The sequence below is a fragment of the Streptomyces sp. NPDC048417 genome (assembly GCF_040651615.1).
In the GTDB taxonomy this organism is placed as follows: Bacteria; Actinomycetota; Actinomycetes; order Streptomycetales; family Streptomycetaceae; genus Streptomyces.
In genome coordinates this window covers 18,121-34,577 of record NZ_JBEZKI010000057.1, presented here as the reverse complement: position 1 = coordinate 34,577, position 16,457 = coordinate 18,121, and the positions used below count along the sequence as shown (strand labels likewise).

14 protein-coding genes and 1 pseudogene are annotated in these 16,457 nt (G+C 70.6%); 9 read left to right on the top strand and 6 right to left on the bottom strand.

All coding sequences use genetic code 11. The features are described from left to right. Both AB0D59_RS49060 and AB0D59_RS49055 read left to right on the top strand, forming a co-directional pair. Positions 1 to 95 (top strand): annotated as a pseudogene (locus AB0D59_RS49060) (short-chain dehydrogenase); the annotation flags it as partial. A gap of 173 nt (positions 96 to 268) precedes the next feature. Next, on the top strand, positions 269 to 439 hold the full coding sequence (locus AB0D59_RS49055; RefSeq protein WP_362579043.1) for a hypothetical protein: 171 nt from the start codon (positions 269 to 271) through the stop codon (positions 437 to 439). A gap of 271 nt (positions 440 to 710) precedes the next feature. Here the strand turns inward: AB0D59_RS49055 and AB0D59_RS49050 are convergent, their stop codons facing one another. Beyond that, a complete protein-coding gene (locus AB0D59_RS49050) occupies positions 711 to 1,220 on the bottom strand; it encodes a pyridoxamine 5'-phosphate oxidase family protein (protein ID WP_362579040.1) in 510 nt (169 codons plus the stop codon). Between the two features lie 145 nt (positions 1,221 to 1,365). On the opposite strand from AB0D59_RS49050, the gene AB0D59_RS49045 reads away from it, so the two are divergent. After that, entirely contained in the window at positions 1,366 to 4,383 is a 3,018-nt protein-coding gene (locus AB0D59_RS49045; protein WP_362579037.1) for a bifunctional [glutamine synthetase] adenylyltransferase/[glutamine synthetase]-adenylyl-L-tyrosine phosphorylase, read from the top strand. Here the strand turns inward: AB0D59_RS49045 and AB0D59_RS49040 are convergent. Further along, on the bottom strand, positions 4,371 to 5,354 hold the full coding sequence (locus tag AB0D59_RS49040; protein WP_362579034.1) for a DMT family transporter: 984 nt from the start codon (positions 5,352 to 5,354) through the stop codon (positions 4,371 to 4,373). The genes AB0D59_RS49045 and AB0D59_RS49040 overlap by 13 nt on opposite strands. Before the next feature lie 71 nt (positions 5,355 to 5,425). Between AB0D59_RS49040 and AB0D59_RS49035 the strand changes: the two genes are divergently transcribed. After that, the gene (locus AB0D59_RS49035) at positions 5,426 to 6,325 is read left to right on the top strand and encodes a LysR family transcriptional regulator (protein ID WP_362579031.1); all 900 of its coding nucleotides are present in this window, start codon (positions 5,426 to 5,428) and stop codon (positions 6,323 to 6,325) included. A 12-nt stretch (positions 6,326 to 6,337) separates the two neighbouring features. Here AB0D59_RS49035 and AB0D59_RS49030 read toward each other — a convergent pair whose 3' ends face one another. The 3 genes from AB0D59_RS49030 to AB0D59_RS49020 all read right to left on the bottom strand — a co-directional run bounded on the left by AB0D59_RS49030 (position 6,338) and on the right by AB0D59_RS49020 (position 8,562). Beyond that, the gene (locus AB0D59_RS49030) at positions 6,338 to 6,493 is read right to left on the bottom strand and encodes a hypothetical protein (protein WP_362579029.1); all 156 of its coding nucleotides are present in this window, start codon (positions 6,491 to 6,493) and stop codon (positions 6,338 to 6,340) included. 142 nt (positions 6,494 to 6,635) lie between these two features. Then, complete coding sequence (locus AB0D59_RS49025) at positions 6,636 to 7,457, bottom strand: phosphatase PAP2 family protein (protein WP_362579026.1); 822 nt, start codon at positions 7,455 to 7,457, stop codon at positions 6,636 to 6,638. 82 nt (positions 7,458 to 7,539) lie between these two features. After that, entirely contained in the window at positions 7,540 to 8,562 is a 1,023-nt protein-coding gene (locus tag AB0D59_RS49020; protein WP_362579023.1) for a LacI family DNA-binding transcriptional regulator, read from the bottom strand. Between the two features lie 393 nt (positions 8,563 to 8,955). Here AB0D59_RS49020 and AB0D59_RS49015 point away from each other — a divergent pair, with 393 nt between their 5' ends. The 5 genes from AB0D59_RS49015 to AB0D59_RS48995 all read left to right on the top strand — a co-directional run bounded on the left by AB0D59_RS49015 (position 8,956) and on the right by AB0D59_RS48995 (position 15,731). Further along, positions 8,956 to 10,230: an extracellular solute-binding protein gene (locus AB0D59_RS49015; RefSeq protein ID WP_362579020.1), complete on the top strand. Its 1,275-nt coding sequence runs from the start codon at positions 8,956 to 8,958 to the stop codon at positions 10,228 to 10,230. A 103-nt stretch (positions 10,231 to 10,333) separates the two neighbouring features. Further along, positions 10,334 to 11,338, top strand: a complete 1,005-nt coding sequence (locus tag AB0D59_RS49010) for a sugar ABC transporter permease (protein ID WP_351692722.1) — start codon at positions 10,334 to 10,336, stop codon at positions 11,336 to 11,338. A gap of 13 nt (positions 11,339 to 11,351) precedes the next feature. After that, entirely contained in the window at positions 11,352 to 12,263 is a 912-nt protein-coding gene (locus AB0D59_RS49005) for a carbohydrate ABC transporter permease (protein WP_362579017.1), read from the top strand. A gap of 244 nt (positions 12,264 to 12,507) precedes the next feature. Further along, positions 12,508 to 14,223, top strand: coding sequence for a glycoside hydrolase family 13 protein (locus AB0D59_RS49000; RefSeq protein WP_362579014.1), 1,716 nt, complete (start codon positions 12,508 to 12,510; stop codon positions 14,221 to 14,223). Positions 14,224 to 14,357: 134 nt separating this feature from the next. Further along, positions 14,358 to 15,731 carry an alpha-amylase family protein gene (locus AB0D59_RS48995; RefSeq protein WP_362579012.1) on the top strand — a complete coding sequence of 458 codons (1,374 nt, stop codon included), beginning with the start codon at positions 14,358 to 14,360 and terminating at the stop codon, positions 15,729 to 15,731. 130 nt (positions 15,732 to 15,861) lie between these two features. Here AB0D59_RS48995 and AB0D59_RS48990 read toward each other — a convergent pair whose 3' ends face one another. Beyond that, positions 15,862 to 16,452, bottom strand: a complete 591-nt coding sequence (locus tag AB0D59_RS48990) for a DUF4232 domain-containing protein (protein ID WP_362579009.1) — start codon at positions 16,450 to 16,452, stop codon at positions 15,862 to 15,864. Positions 16,453 to 16,457: the final 5 nt, after the last annotated feature.

The following is a 16,457-nucleotide window of genomic DNA, read 5'->3' as shown; positions in this document are numbered from 1 at the left end:
AGGGCACGGACGCGATCGTCGCCCTCGCCACCGAGGGGCCCGGTGCCGGCACCGGACGCTTCATCGACCGCCATGGCGAGATCGCCTGGTCCTGAGACCGGCGGTGCCGGGTCACCGGCCCTGAAGAACAGAACGGGCAGAACATCGAGACCGGTCCCGGACAGGAGAACCGCCGCCGCTATTGGCGTCGGCGGAACCTCCGGCCGAGGTGATCAGGACGTACGAGCCGGGGCCCGGCACGTCGAGACGGTAGCCGCCGTCGGGCCCGGTGACCGCGCTCGTCCGGACGGCGTTCCACATCTCCGCCGCCTTCTTGGTGGTCGCCGCCCTCGTCGCCGCGTTTGTACTCAAGCAGAAGGGCTGGGAGAGCGTCGCCGAGGCAGATGCCGCCGTCGGGATGGCGGAAGGACGACGATGCTGCGGCAGCTCGGGTTCCTGACCGGAACTACTGCGCGACGCACTGGACTTGCGAGTGAGCACGGAGACCACCTGCGCCACCCACCTCCTGCGCGCCCTGCTCGTCCTGACGAATCTTGAAGTCAACCGCTGACAGACGATCTACCCCGGAGACTGCCGCCTCCGACCAGCGTGAGAACCTCGGGAGACCGTCACGCCAGCCCTTTGACCCGTGCCTTCAAGTTGGCGGAGGCTCCTTGCGATGCACCGCACCGGACGCCGCGAGCTTCCGGCAGACCTTTCCGGGCACAGCACTAGTCTGCCCAGGTCCACTTCGTCTGGCTGAACAGCTCGCCCTTGCCGAAGCCGAGGACCTTGCGGGGCCGTACCGCGAAGACCAGGGCCCGGCCGGGCCCGTGCTGGAAGCAGCCGTCGGCCACCTCGTAGTGCCAGACGGGGCCGTACTTCGCCTCCCAGGCCGCCGCCAGCTCGCGCAGCCGGCCCTCGTCGGTGACCCGCACCGCCCCGCCCTCGACGGTCAGGTCGTACCCCTCGGCCCAGCTGTTGGTGCCGGTGGTCAGGACCACGTGCGGGTTCCCGGCGAGGTTGTGCGCCTTGTGTTCGCCGGGGCCGGTGCTGAAGTGCAGGGCGCCGTGGTGCCACACCGCGAGCAGCGGGGTGACATGCGGCCGCCCGTCCGGCCGAACCGTGGAGAGCCAGAACAGCTCGGCGCCGGTGAGCAGCTTCTCCGCCTCGGACCAGGCGTGCGCCCGGGCGCCGGGGCTGCTGTAGCGGTCGTCCAGCACACCCTCGGGTTCACGCATGATGCCTCCTTCGGTTTCCTGCCGGTGCGGACCCGGTACAGACCACGATCCCGCCGGAAACTCATCGGCGCCCGTGGCAGGGTCTGCGGTTAGGCTCTGGCGTGGACGACCTTGATCCGGTTCTCGATCCCTGGGGAGGCCGCGGATGACGCCGGGGCGCAGGAGCAGTACCTTCACGCGACTGCTGCGGCACGGCTTCACCGATGCCTCCGCCGCCGAGCGACTGCTGGACAGCCCCGAACTGGCGGCCGTACGCGACGACCCGGTCCTCCTGGAGGCACTGGGTGCCACCGCCGACCCGGATCTCGCCCTGCACGGCCTGGTACGGCTGCTGGAGGCCCAGCCCGGCCCCACCGCCCACCGCGAGCTGCTCGACACCCTGATAGCGGCCAAGCCGCTCCGGGACCGCCTGCTGGGCGTCCTCGGCGCCTCCGCGGCCCTCGCCGACCACCTGGCCCGGCATCCGCGCGACTGGGAGGCCCTGGTCACCTACGAGCCCCGGGACCTGCACCCCGGAGTGGCGGAGTTCGAGCGCGGCCTGGCCGAGGCCGACGACCCGGTCGGCCTCCGGGTCGCCTACCGGCGCTGCCTGCTGTCCATCGCCGCCCGGGACGTGTGCGGCACCACCGACGTCGCCGAGACCGCCGCCGAGCTCGCCGACCTCGCCACCGCGACCCTGCGCGCCGCCCTCGCCCTGGCCGAGCGCGCCGCGCCCGAGGACGCCGCAGACTGCCGGCTCGCGGTGATCGCCATGGGCAAGTGCGGCGGCCACGAGCTGAACTACGTCTCCGACGTCGACGTCATCTTCGTCGGCGAGGCCGCCGCCGGCGCCGACGAGGCCAAGGCCCTGCGCGCCGCCACCAAGCTCGCCTCGCACATGATGCGGATCTGCTCCGAGACCACGGTGGAGGGCTCGATCTGGCCGGTCGACGCCAATCTGCGTCCCGAGGGCAGGAACGGCCCGCTGGTGCGCACCCTCAGCAGCCACCTCGCCTACTACCAGCGCTGGGCCAAGACCTGGGAGTTCCAGGCCCTGCTCAAGGCCCGCCCGGTCGCCGGCGACCGCGAACTGGGGCAGGAGTACATCGACGCCCTGGAACCGCTGGTCTGGAAGGCCGCCGAGCGCGAGAACTTCGTCGCCGACGTGCAGCAGATGCGCCGCCGGGTGGTGGAGAACATCCCCGTCGCCCAGATCGACCGCGAGCTGAAGCTCGGCCCCGGCGGCCTGCGCGATGTCGAATTCGCCGTCCAGCTCCTCCAGTTGGTGCACGGACGGGCCGACGCCACCATCCGCTCCGGCACCACCCTCGTCGCCCTCCAGGCCCTCGCCGCCGGCGGCTACGTCGGCCGCGCCGACGCCACGCAACTCGACGACGCCTACCGCTTCCTGCGCTCCATGGAGCACCGCATCCAGCTCTACCGGCTGCGCCGCACCCACCTGGTGCCCGAGGACCAGGCCGACCTGCGCCGCCTCGGCCGCTCGCTCGGCCTGCGCACCGACCCGGAGACCGAGCTGATCCGCGAGTGGAAGCGGCACACGGGTGTCGTACGACGCCTGCACGAGAAGCTCTTCTACCGCCCGCTGCTCGACGCGGTCGCCCAACTCGCCACCGGCGAGGCCAGGCTGAGCCCGAAGGCGGCCCGGGAACGCCTGGAGGCGCTCGGCTACGCCGACCCGGCGGCCGCCCTGCGCCACCTGGAGGCCCTCGCCTCGGGCGTCACCCGCAAGGCCGCGATCCAGCGCACCCTGCTGCCCGTCCTGCTGGGCTGGTTCGCCGACTCCGCCGACCCGGACGCGGGCCTGCTGAACTTCCGCAAGGTCTCCGACGCCCTCGGCAAGACCCCCTGGTACCTCCGGCTGTTGCGGGACGAGGGCGCCGCCGCCGAGAACCTCGCCCGGGTGCTGTCGGCCGGCCGGCTCGCCCCCGACCTGCTGATGCGGGCCCCCGAGGCGGTCGCCCTGCTCGGCGACAGCGACGGTGCCCGGGATGGCGGCGGCCCCGGCGGCGGCCTCGAACCCCGCGAACACGCCCAGCTGGAAAGGGAGATCCTCGCCGCCGTCGGCCGCGCCGACAACGCCGAGGACGGGGTCCGGGCCGCGCGTGGCGTCCGCCGCCGCGAGCTGTTCCGTACGGCCGCCGCCGACATCGTCGACTCCTACGGCACCGAGACCAATCCCGCCGAGGCCGACCAGGGCGCCCTGGTGGACCGGGTCGGCGGCGCGGTCTCCGACCTCACGGCGGCGACCCTGGCCGGGACCCTGCGGGCGGTGGTCCGCGACGGCTGGGGCGACACCCTGCCGACCCGGTTCACGATCATCGGCATGGGCCGGTTCGGCGGGCACGAGCTGGGCTACGGCTCCGACGCGGACGTGCTGTTCGTGCACGAGCCGTGGGAGGGCGTGGCCGAGCGGGAGGCCGCCGACGCGGCGAACAAGGTCGTCTCCGAGATGCGGCGGCTGCTCCAGATCCCCAGCGCCGATCCGCCGTTGCTGATCGACGCCGACCTGCGGCCCGAGGGCAAGTCCGGACCGCTGGTGCGTACGTTCAAGTCCTACGAGGCGTACTACCGCCGGTGGTCCCTGGTGTGGGAGTCGCAGGCCCTGCTGCGGGCCGAACCGGTGGCCGGGGACGAGGAGCTGGGTCGCCGGTTCATCGAGCTGGTCGATCCGCTGCGGTATCCGGCGGAGGGGCTCGGTGAGGACGCGGTACGCGAGATCCGGCGGCTGAAGGCCCGTATGGAGTCCGAGCGGCTGCCGCGCGGGGCCGACCCCAAGCTGCACACCAAGCTCGGGCCGGGCGGGCTGTCCGACGTCGAGTGGACCGTGCAGCTGCTGCAGCTGCGACACGGCTGGGCCGAGCCGGGGCTGCGGACCACCCGGACCCGCGAGGCGCTGGCCGCGGCGTGCGCGGCGGGGCTGCTGGGGGCCGAGGAGGCCTCGATACTGGATGAGGCGTGGGTGCTGGCCACGCGGGTGCGGAACGCGGTGATGCTGGTGCGGGGGCGGGCCGGCGACACGTTTCCTCCGGAGAGCCGGGAGTTGGCCGCGGTGGGCCGGTATCTGGGGTACGGAGACGGGCATGCGGGGGACATGCTGGATGCGTACCGGCGGACCGCGCGGCGGGCGCGGGTGGTTGTGGAGGAGCTCTTTTACGGGGCGTAGGAGTTTGATCCGGGCGTGTTCGGCCGTGTTTCGGGTGCGGGTGCGTGGGGGCTGATCGCGCTCCGCGGCGGAGCCGCTGATGTATACGGCCCCGCGCCCCTTGTGGGGCGCTCCAGTTGGCGGCGTGTGAGAGCCACTCCTCCCAGGACCACCGCCATGCCCGCCAGAACTCGTAGACCGATGTGTTCGTCCAGGACCAGGGCGCCCAGGGCCACCGACACCACCGGCAGCAGGTAGCCGACGGTTGCCGCGCTGGTCGCGCCCTCGTCGGCTATCAGGCGGTAGTTGAGGTAGAAGGTGACGCCCGTCGACAGGACGCCGAGCGCGGTGACCGCCAGGACGCCGGTCAGGTCCGCGCTCGCCGGGCCCGCCCACGGCAGCCCCAGCGTGCTCCATGCCGTCGCCATCAGGAGTTGGGCGGCCGAGACCGCCAACGGGGCGCCCCGGCCGGTGAGATGGCGGGCCATGTACGCGAACGCCACCGCGTAGCTCGCCGCCGCCCCGAGCAGGGACAGCGCGCCCCAGCTCAGCAGGCCCGAGCGGTGCCAGGGCGCGAAGATCAGGACCGTACCGGCGAAGCCCGCGAGGAGGCCGGTCAGGCGGGTGCCGGACAGGCCGCGGTCGGTGCCGACGGCGAGGCCGATGAGCAGGGACCACAGCGGAGTCGTGGCGTTCAGGACGCCCGCGACACCCGAGTCGACCGACCGCTCGCCCAGCGCGAACAGGGCGAAGGGGATGGCGTTGCAGAACAGGGCGGCCACCGCCAAGTGGCCCCAGAGGGCGCGGGAGTTCGGGAGGTGCTGGGCGGCCCTGCGGGCCAGGAGGGCCAGCACGGCGGTGCCCAGGGCGCAGCGGACGATCGTGATCTGGGCGGGGGACAGGCCGTGGTTCAGGGCGAGTTTGATCCAGAGGAAACCGGAGCCCCAGAGCAGGGCCAGGGCGGCCATCCGGACGGTCGAGGCGAGAGGCATGGCTCCACCGTGCCCGCCCCGACTCATCAGGACAAGTGAAAGGTTGTGCACACACTGTTAAGCTGTGCTGCATGCTGGATGTGCGACGGATGCAGATGCTCCGGGCCGTGGTGGCCGACGGATCGGTGACCGGCGCGGCGGCCACCCTCGGCTACACGCCCTCCGCGGTGAGCCAGCAGATCGCCGCGCTGGAGAAGGAGGCCGGGGCCGCGCTCCTGGAGCGGGTCGGGCGCGGGGTGCGGCCCACCGCCGCCGGGCTGCTGCTCACCGAGTACGCCGACACCGTGGCCCGGCAGGTCGCCGAGGCCGAGACCGCCCTGGCCGACCTGCTCGCGGGGCGCACCGGGCGGCTGTCGGTGCGGTACTTCGCCACGGCGGGGGCGGCCCTGGTCGCCCCGGCGGTCGCCCGGCTGCGCGCGGAACACCCCGGGGTGCGGCTCGAACTGCGGCTGTCCCGCGACTCCGAGGAGCCGCTGGCCGACGTGAAGGAGGGCCGGGCGGACCTGGCGCTCCTGGTGCGGGCCGAGGGCCGGCCGGAGAGCGGCGTACGGCTGGTACGGCTGCTCGACGACCCCTATCTCGCCGTGCTGCCGCGCGGGCACCGGCTCGCCGGCCGGCGCAGCGTGCGGCTGACGGAGCTGGCGGACGAGGCGTTCGTCGGCAGCGAGTGGCCCGGCCCCTGTCTGGACGCACAGCTCGACGCCTGCGAGACCGCCGGGTTCCGGCCCCGGTTCGTCGTGGACAGCGAGGACTACGTCACCGCGCAGGGGTTCGTGGCCGCCGGGCTCGGGGTGAGCCTGGTGCCCCGGCTGGGGCTCGGCAGCAGACATCCGGGCGTGGTCGTACGGGAAGTGCGCGACCCCGTGCCGGTGCGCGCCATCCATGTGGCGGTACGGGAGACCGCGCCGCCGCAGCCCGCGCGGGAGGCGTTCCTCGACGCGCTGCGGGCGGCGGTCGCTGACCGAGCATGACCCGCGCGTGGTTCATGAGCCCCGCCAGACCACCTCGGAGGCCCGGTCCGCCCCCGCGGCCAGGACCTCGGTCGGCCGCGGGTCGGGGCCTGCGTGGGGGACGCGGCGGTACGGCATGTCCTGGACGTGGTGGCGGGGCTGCGGGAGCACGCGGACGGCCACCGGCACCGGTCGGATCGAAACGGCGGTCACAGCCCCGGCGGACGAGCTGACGCAATCACCGGTACGGCTGACGGTGACCGGGGGGTACGTGACACACCGGAAGGAGTGAACCGCGGACCGGCCGTGCGTGCCCCGGCCGCCCGCCGGGCTACGCCTGTTTCGGCAATGCGTGGGGCAGCGTGCCGTACCACAGGCCTGCCAGGGTGAGGCCGAAGGTCAGGCAGAGCATGCCGCCCGCCGCGTCGAGCCAGAAGTGGTTGGCCGTGGCGACGATGACCAGCAGGGTCACCGTCGGGTAGAGGAGGCCCAGGACGCGTGCCCACGGCACCGATGCCAGGGCGAAGACGGTCAGGCCGCACCACAGGGACCAGCCGATGTGCATGGACGGCATCGCCGCGTACTGGTTGGACATGTGCTTGAGGTCGCCGGAGGCCATCGAACCCCAGGTGTGGTGGAGCATCACCGTGTCGACGAAGCCGCCGCCGTACATCAGCCGCGGCGGGGCGAGCGGGAACAGGTAGTAGCCGAGGAGGGCCACGCCCGTCGTGGCGAAGAGGGCGAGGCGGGCCGCCGCGTAGCGGCCGGGATGGCTGCGGTAGAGCCACACGAGCACACCCAGCGTCACCACGAAGTGCAGTGTCGCGTAGTAGTAGTTCATCCCGATGATCAGCCAAGTCACCGAGTTCACGGCGTGGTTGACCGAGTTCTCGACGGCGATCCCCAGATGGTGCTCGGCGCTCCAGATCCAGTCCGCGTTGCGCAGCGCCTGCGCCTTCTGCTCCGGGACCGCGTTGCGGATGAGCGAGTAGGTCCAGTAACTCACCGCGATCAGCAGGATCTCGAACCAGAGCCGGGGCCGGCGCGGCGTGCGCAGCCGGCGCAGGAGCCCCCGTTCTCCTTCGCCCGTGACGGTCCGCGGAAGGGTCTGTGGTGCGCGACCTTCCGGCTCTGTCACGGTCGAGTCACTCATAGGCACAGAGTCTGCCAGAAAAGACATCTTCGACAGATCATCCCAAGGTCGGGTTCGCCGCGCATGTCCTACCGCGGGGCGACTACTTCGCAGGTACTGCTGACGTAGAACCGCGTACCACGAGTTCCGGCATGAAAACAAACTCGCTGTGCGGAGCCGGCGTCCCCCCGATCTCCTCCAGCAGGGTGCGCACCGCGGCCTGCCCCATCGCCGGGACCGGCTTGCGGATCGTGGTGAGCGGCGGGTCGGTGAAGGCGATCAGCGGGGAGTCGTCGAAACCGACCACCGAGATGTCCTTGGGGACGTCCAGCCCCCGCTGCCGGGCCGCCCGTATCGCGCCGAGGGCCATCATGTCGCTGGCGCAGACGATCGCCGTGCAGTCGCGGTCGATCAGCGCGGTGGTCGCCGCCTGACCGCCCTCCAGGGTGTAGAGGGAGTGCTGGACCAGCTCGGTCTCGATCACCGTGGCCGGCAGCCCCAACTGGTCCTGCACGGCCCGTACGAAGCCCTCGATCTTGCGCTGCACGGGGACGAAGCGTTTCGGGCCGAGGGCGAGGCCGATCCTGGTGTGCCCCAGGGACGCCAGATGCGTGACCGCCAGGGTCATCGCCGCCCGGTCGTCGGGGGAGATGAACGGCGCCTGCACCTTGGGCGAGAAGCCGTCCACGAGGACGTACGGCACGCCCTGCGCCCGCAGCCGCTCGTAGCGCTGCATGTCGGCGGTCGTGTCGGCGTGCAGGCCGGAGACGTAGATGATGCCCGCGACCCCGCGGTCCACCAGCATCTCGGTCAGCTCGTCCTCCGTGGAACCGCCGGGGGTCTGGGTGGCGAGCACGGGGGTGTAGCCCTGCCGGGTCAGCGCCTGCCCGATGACCTGCGCCAGCGCCGGGAATATCGGGTTCTCCAGCTCGGGGGTGATCAGCCCCACCAGGCCCTCGCTGCGCTGTCGCAGCCGTACCGGACGCTCGTAGCCGAGTACGTCCAGCGCGGCGAGCACGGACTGGCGGGTGGTGGCGGCGACGCCCGGCTTCCCGTTGAGGACCCGGCTGACGGTCGCCTCGCTCACCCCCGCCTGCGCTGCGATGTCGGCAAGCCGTGTGGTCACGGCACTGGACTGTACCGGCCGTATGTCCCCTTGCACACCGATCGGGCGCCTGATGCGGCCTGGGGGGCGGCCCCGTGCGGGCTGCTGCGTCATCGCACTCCCTCGTGAAACGTGATGGCAAGAGCTTGCAGAGTCTTGCACAAGTGGCCCTCGTAGCGCTCTACCGCCGTAAACAAGCAGCAAGCAAGCGTCTCACGACGGTCGCCGAGAGGTCACGCCCGGATAACTTCGGAGATCTCTTGCACTTTTTTGCTGCAAGGTCTTTCGTCGCGCTTACATCGCTGTTACGTTCCCTGACGCCCGGCCGCCGCAACGGCGCTGTCGGCACGACGGCGAGGACGGCGGACGGGGCCGCCTCGCATCACTCGGGCTTTTCACCCTCAAGGAGAACTCATGCGGCGTGGCATAGCGGCCTCCGCGCTGGTGGCGTCCCTCGCCCTCACGGCGACGGCGTGCGGCGGGAGCGACAGCGACAGCAAGTCGGACGGCCCGGTCACCATCACCTGGTGGGACACCTCCAACGCCACCAATGAGGCACCGACGTACAAGGCCTTGGTCAAGGAGTTCGAAGCCGCGAACAAGGACATCAAGGTCAACTACGTCGACGTCCAGTTCGACCAGGCGCAGAACAAGTTCGACACGGCCGCCCAGTCCGGCAAGGGCGCCCCCGACGTGCTGCGCTCCGAGGTCGGCTGGACCCCCGCCTTCGCCAAGGCCGGCTACTTCCTGCCGCTGGACGGCACCAGCGCGCTCGCGGACAAGGACAAGTTCCAGTCCAGCCTGATCACCCAGGCCCAGTACGAGGGCAAGACCTACGGCGTTCCGCTGGTCACCGACACCCTCGCGCTCGTCTACAACAAGGCCCTGCTGAAGAAGGCCGGCGTCACCGAGGCCCCCAAGACCTGGGACGAGGTGAAGGCCGACGCCGCCAAGATCCAGGCCAAGGCCAAGGCCACCGGCTACTGGGGCCCCGAGGCCGCGTACTACACGCAGCCCTTCCTCTACGGCGAGGGCACCGACATGGTCGACGCCTCCGCCAAGAAGATCACCCTCACCTCGGCGGCGGCCAAGAAGGGCTACCAGACCTGGCTGGACCTGTACTCCGGCAAGGGCCTGCACAAGGCGGACACCACCGCCGACGCCTACGCCCACCGCCAGGACGCCTTCGTCAACGGCAAGGTCGCCATGACCATCGAGGGCCCCTGGGAGATCACCAACTTCTACAAGGGCTCCGCGTTCAGCGACAAGTCCAACCTCGGCATCACCACCGTCCCGGCCGGCTCCACCGGCAAGGCGGGCGCCCCGACCGGCGGCCACAACCTCTCCATCTACGCCGGCATCGACAAGGCCCACCAGGAAGCCGCCGAGAAGTTCGTCGCCTTCATGACCTCCGCGAAGTCCCAGACGGAGATCGCCCTGAAGAACTCCACCCTGCCGACCCGCTCCGACGCCTACACCGCCGAGGTCAAGGCCGACCCGGGTATCGCCGGCTACCAGGCCGTCCTCTCCTCCGCGCAGCCGCGCCCGGCGCTCGCCGAGTACTCCTCGCTGTGGGGTCCGGTCGGCACCGAGCTGACCAAGATCGCCGGCGGTAAGGAGTCCCTCGACAAGGGCCTGGGCACCGCCGAACTCGGGGTCGAGAAGCTCGTCCCCGACTTCAGCAAGTAAGCCCCGAGTGGCCGTCGGATCCCCCTGAGACATGGGGGGAGGGATCCGGCGGCCACCGGCCTGTGCCCAGCCCGATCCCGGAAAACCCAGAAGGTGTCGAACCATGACAGTCGCCATCGACCGCGCGACCGGCAAGCGCCACGGCGACCGCGCGCCCCGCCCCGGGCTGGGCCAGCGGATCCGTACCAATTACCAGAAATACTGGTACGCCTACGCGATGATCGCCCCCGTGGCCGTCGTCCTCGGGGCGCTCGTCATCTACCCGTTGGTATACGGCTTCTACCTGACGTTGACGGACGCCAACAGCCTCAACACCGCCCGCACCATCGGCGTCAACCACATCGACGCCACCTACAAGTTCATCGGCCTGGACAACTACAAGGACATCCTGTTCGGCCCGACGTCCTACGACCGCTTCTGGTCGCACTTCGTCTGGACGATCGTCTGGACCGCGCTCTGCGTCACCCTGCACTACACCATCGGCCTGGGCCTCGCCCTGCTGCTCAACGAGAAGTTCCGCGGCCGCACCTTCTACCGCATGGTCCTGGTGCTGCCCTGGGCGGTGCCCACCTTCGTCACCGTCTTCGGCTGGCGGTTCATGCTCGCCGACGGCGGCATCATCAACGCGACCCTCCACTTCCTCCATCTGCCGCAACCCGACTGGCTGGAGGACACCTTCTGGCAGCGGGCCGCGGCGATCCTCGTCAACACCTGGTGCGGTGTGCCGTTCATGATGCTCTCGCTGCTCGGCGGCCTCCAGGCCATCGACGGCACGCTCTACGAGGCCGCCGAGATGGACGGTGCCGGCGCCTGGCAGCGCTTCCGGTACGTCACCCTGCCGGGGCTGCGGTCGGTCAGCTCCACGGTCGTCCTGCTCGGCATCATCTGGACGTTCAACCAGTTCGCCGTCATCTTCCTGCTCTTCGGCAACACCGCCCCCGACGCGCAGATCCTGGTCACCTGGGCCTACTTCCTCGGCTTCGGACAGCAGCCGCGTGACTTCGCCCAGTCCGCCGCCTACGGCATGCTGCTGCTGGCCGTCCTGATCGTCTTCACCTCCTTCTACCGCCGCTGGCTCAACCGCAACGACCAGCAGCTCGCGATCTGAGGCAGGAGTTCCCATGAGTACGACCACTGTCGAGACCTCCGCCCAGGTCGCCGAGGAGGCCCCTGTGACCAGCAGTCCGCGCCGTGTCCGCCGCCGGGACGAGCGCGGCCCGCTCGGCACCGCCGTCACCCACGGCATCCTGGGCGTCGCCTGCCTGATCGCGTTCTTCCCGGTGGGCTGGCTGATCTTCCTCTCCCTCGGCCCGGACAAGGACGACTACCTCCATCCGAGCGGCATCTGGCACAAGATGACGCTGGACAACTACTCCTTCGTCCTCCAGCACACCGGCTTCTGGGACTGGTTCAAGACCACGATGATCGTCGTCGGCGGCACCACGGTCATCGGGCTGATCCTCGCCTCGACCACCGGCTACGCGGTGTCCCGGATGCGCTTTCCCGGCTACCGGAAGTTCATGTGGCTGCTGCTGGTCACCCAGATGTTCCCGATCGCCGTGCTGATCGTGCCGATGTACCAGATCCTGTCGAACCTCGGCCTCATCGACAGCTACCTCGGCCTGATCCTGGTCTACTGCACCACGGTCGTCCCCTACACGGCCTGGCTGCTCAAGGGCTACTTCGACACGATCCCCTTCGAGATCGACGAGGCCGGCCGGGTCGACGGGCTCTCGCCCTTCGGCACCTTCTTCCGGCTGATCCTGCCCCTTGCCAAGCCGGGCCTCGCGGTCGCCGCGTTCTACAACTTCCTCACCGCCTTCGGGGAGGTCGCCTTCGCCTCCACGTTCATGCTCAGCGACGACAAGTACACCTTCGCCGTGGGGCTGCAGAGCTTCATCAGCGAGCACGACGCGCAGCGCAACCTGATGACCGCGACGGCGGTGCTGATCGCGATACCGGTGGCCGTGTTCTTCTACCTCGTGCAGAAGAACCTGGTGACCGGCCTCACCGCCGGCGGGACAAAGGGCTGACGCCCGCTGCCGGAAAGCCGCTTCGGCCGTCGTTCGTCTGCGGCTTCGTTGTGGCTGGTCGCGCAGTTCCTCCCCCAGCCTTCGGCCGGGGGTACCCCGAGCGCCCCTTGCGGGGCGCCAAGACTCCCGCGTGCCCGAACGCGCGGGTAGGCGGCCGTGGTCTCCATCCGACCCCGCTGTGACCACGGCCGCCTCAACACCCACCTCCGACCCGATGACCCTGTTACGACGCATCAAGGACGCCATGAGCCAGCAGCAATCCGCCGCACCGGCCCCCGCCATCGTCACCGTCGCCCGTCGCCGCGACTGGTGGCGGGACGCGGTGATCTACCAGGTCTATCCGCGCAGCTTCGCCGACAGCAACGGCGACGGGATGGGTGATCTGGAGGGCGTGCGTGCCAGACTCCCGTACCTGCGTGACCTCGGTGTCGACGCCGTGTGGCTCAGCCCGTTCTACGCCTCGCCGCAGGCCGACGCCGGCTACGACGTCGCCGACTACCGGGCCGTGGACCCCATGTTCGGCAACCTGCTGGACGCGGACGCGCTGATCCGTGACGCGCACGGGCTGGGGCTGCGGATCATCGTCGACCTGGTGCCCAACCACTCCTCCGACCAGCACGAGTGGTTCAAGCGGGCGCTGACCGAGGGCCCCGGCTCGCCGTCGCGCGACCGCTACCACTTCCGTCCGGGCAAGGGCGAGAGCGGCGAACTCCCGCCCAACGACTGGGAGTCCATCTTCGGCGGACCGGCCTGGACGAGGGTCGCGGACGGCGAGTGGTACCTGCACCTCTTCGCCCCCGAGCAGCCCGACTTCAACTGGGAACACCCGGCCGTCGGCGACGAGTTCCGCTCCATCCTGCGCTTCTGGCTGGACATGGGCGTGGACGGCTTCCGTATCGACGTGGCGCACGGCCTGGTGAAGGCGGAGGGCCTCCCGGACCTCGGCGGCGGCGACCAGCTGAAGCTGCTGGGCAACGATGTCATGCCGTTCTTCGACCAGGACGGTGTGCACGAGATCTACCGGCAGTGGCGGCACGTCCTCGACGAGTACGCCGAAAATGAGTGGGGGCCCGAAGGGCCTTCCGCAGAAGGGCGGTGGTGGGCGACGGGCGGGCGCATCTTCGTCGCCGAGGCCTGGACGCCGACCGTGGAGCGCACCGCCAACTACGTCCGTCCGGACGAGCTGCACCAGGCCTTCAACTTCCAGTACCTGAGCACCGACTGGGACGCGAAGGAACTGCGTACGGTCATCGACCGCACCCTGGAGGCGATGCGCCCGGTCGGCGCCCCCGCCACCTGGGTCCTCTCCAACCACGACGTCACCCGGCACGCCACCCGCTTCGCCAACCCGCCGGGACTGGGCACCCAGATCCGCACGGCGGGGGACCGGGCGCTCGGCCTGCGCCGGGCCAGGGCGGCCACCCTCCTCATGCTCGCGCTGCCCGGCTCCGTCTACATCTACCAGGGCGAGGAGCTGGGCCTCCCGGACGTCGTGGACCTGCCCGACGAGGTCCGCCAGGACCCCGCGTACTTCCGCGGCGCCGGCCAGGACGGTTTCCGCGACGGCTGCCGGGTGCCGATCCCGTGGACGCGGGAGGGGTCGTCGTACGGCTTCGGCAGCGGGGGCAGTTGGCTGCCGCAGCCCGCGGACTGGGGCGAGCTGAGCGTTCAGGCGCAGACCGGGGCGGCCGGTTCGACCCTGGAGCTGTACCGCACCGCGCTGGACATCCGCCGGGCGCAGCCCGACCTGGGCGCCGGGGACGCGGTCGAGTGGCTGCGCGCGCCGGAGGGCGTACTCGCCTTCCGGCGCGGGGAGTTCGTGTGCGTCGCGAACACGACCGGCGAGTCCGTCACCACGCCGGCGTACGGCCGGGTGCTGCTCGGCAGCGGTGAGGTGACCGAGGCGGACGGCGGGACCAAGGTGCCGGCCGACACGACCGTGTGGTTCACGACGGCCTGACCCCCGGCTGAAAGTTCTTGCATCAACTTCACACGGCCCGCTGCCATTTCAGGCAGCGGGCCTTTAACATCTGCGTCACCGCAAGTTTGCTGCAATATTTCAGCAAGCGCCTTCAACGGTGAAGGAGCCCCCACATGGCACGCAGAGCCCTCTCCTGGGCCGTCGCTCTCGCGGCGTTCGTCCTTGTCATGACCCCGTCCGTCGCGTCGGCCTCCCCGCCCGGCACCAAGGACGTCACCGCCGTCCTCTTCGAGTGGAAGTACGCCTCGGTCGCCAAGGAGTGCACCGCCACCCTCGGCCCCGCCGGCTACGGATACGTCCAGGTCTCCCCGCCCGCCGAGCACATACAGGGCTCGCAGTGGTGGACGTCGTACCAGCCGGTGTCCTACAAGATCGCGGGCCGGCTCGGCGACCGCACGGCCTTCCAGAACATGGTGAACACCTGCCACGCGGCCGGTGTGAAGGTGGTCGTCGACACGGTGATCAACCACATGTCGGCGGGCAGCGGCACCGGCACCGGCGGCTCGTCGTACACGAAGTACGACTACCCCGGCCTGTACTCCTCCTACGACTTCGACGACTGCACCTCCCCCGTCTCGAACTACTCCGACCGCTGGAACGTCCAGCACTGCGAACTGGTCGGCCTGGCCGACCTGGACACCGGCGAGGAGTACGTCCGCAAGACCATCGCGGGTTATATGAACGACCTGCTCAGCCTGGGCGCCGACGGCTTCCGCATCGACGCGGCCAAGCACATCCCGGCCGAGGACCTGGCCAACATCAAGACCCGGCTGACCAACCCGTCCGTGTACTGGAAGCAGGAGGTCATCTACGGCGCCGGCGAGGCCGTCCAGCCGACCGAGTACACCGGCAACGGGGACGTCCAGGAGTTCCGCTACGCCTACGACCTCAAGCGCGTCTTCAACAACGAGAACCTCGCCTACCTGAAGAACTACGGCGAGGGCTGGGGCTACATGAGCAGCTCGGTCGCCGGGGTCTTCGTCGACAACCACGACACCGAGCGCAACGGCAGCACCCTCAACTACAAGGACGGCGCCAACTACACCCTGGCCAACGTCTTCATGCTCGCCTACCCGTACGGCGCCCCGGACATCAACTCCGGCTACGAGTGGACCGACGCCGACGCGGGCCCGCCCAACGACGGTACCGTCAACGCCTGCTGGCAGGACGGCTGGAAGTGCCAGCACGCCTGGCCGGAGATCCTCCGCATGGTCGCCTTCCGCAACGCGGTACGCGGCGAGTCGGTGACGAACTGGTGGGACGACGGCGCCGACGCGATCGCCTTCGGGCGGGGCGCCAAGGGCTATGTCGCCATCAACCACGAGTCGGGCTCGCTGACCCGGACGTACCAGACGTCGCTGCCGGCGGGGACGTACTGCAACGTGCAGGCGAACGCCTCGGTGACGGTGGACGCGAGCGGCCAGCTCACCGCCACCCTGGCCTCGAACACCGCCCTGGCGGTCTACGCCGGGAAGTCGACCTGCTGATCCATCCGGTCGCCGACCCCGCCGCCTGGCCGCCCGACCGTGCCTCCTACGTGACCGGCACGGCACCGCGCGTGGACGGCGGGGGCGTGCGCCTGGACGCCGCCGGACCGCCGCCGGCCGCGCCGCGGCGTCAGGGCGTGACGTTGATGTGCCTGGCCAGCGCGGTGACCGAGAGGTCGCCGTGGTCGACCCACTGCGGGAAGGCCGGCGTCTTGTGCTGGGTGGCGGCGGGCGGGGTGATCTCCAGGTAGGAGGCGTGCACCGCGCCCGAGGTGCCGGTGTTGGCGTGCGTCCAGGCGACGACGGCCTCGGCGCTCTCGCCGTCCTTGAGGACCAGGGTCTTCTTGCCGGGGTCCTTGGCGTACCAGGTGCTGCCCCAGTGCGTGTGGGTCGTGAGCGTGTGGTGCGCGGAGTTCTCCAGTCCCAGGCCGGGGTAGCCGCGCAGGGCGCAGGTCCTGCCGCTGAGGTTGCGCAGCCTGATGACGACCCCCTGGTGGTTCATTCCGCCGCCGAGCTGCTGGCCGAAGGTGGCCTTGAGCGCGGCGGCGGAGCAGGTCGGCGTCGACTTCGCGGCGCTCGGGCTCGCGGCCTCGGCGGTGCCCGCCCAGGCGAGCCCCAGGCCGGCGACGGCGGCCACGGCGAGCACCGTGCGGCCGGTCCTGCGGTGGGTGCGGTGCCCGGCAGTGCCGGTCCGGTCGATGGTGTTCCGGTGATCGTTCACGGTGA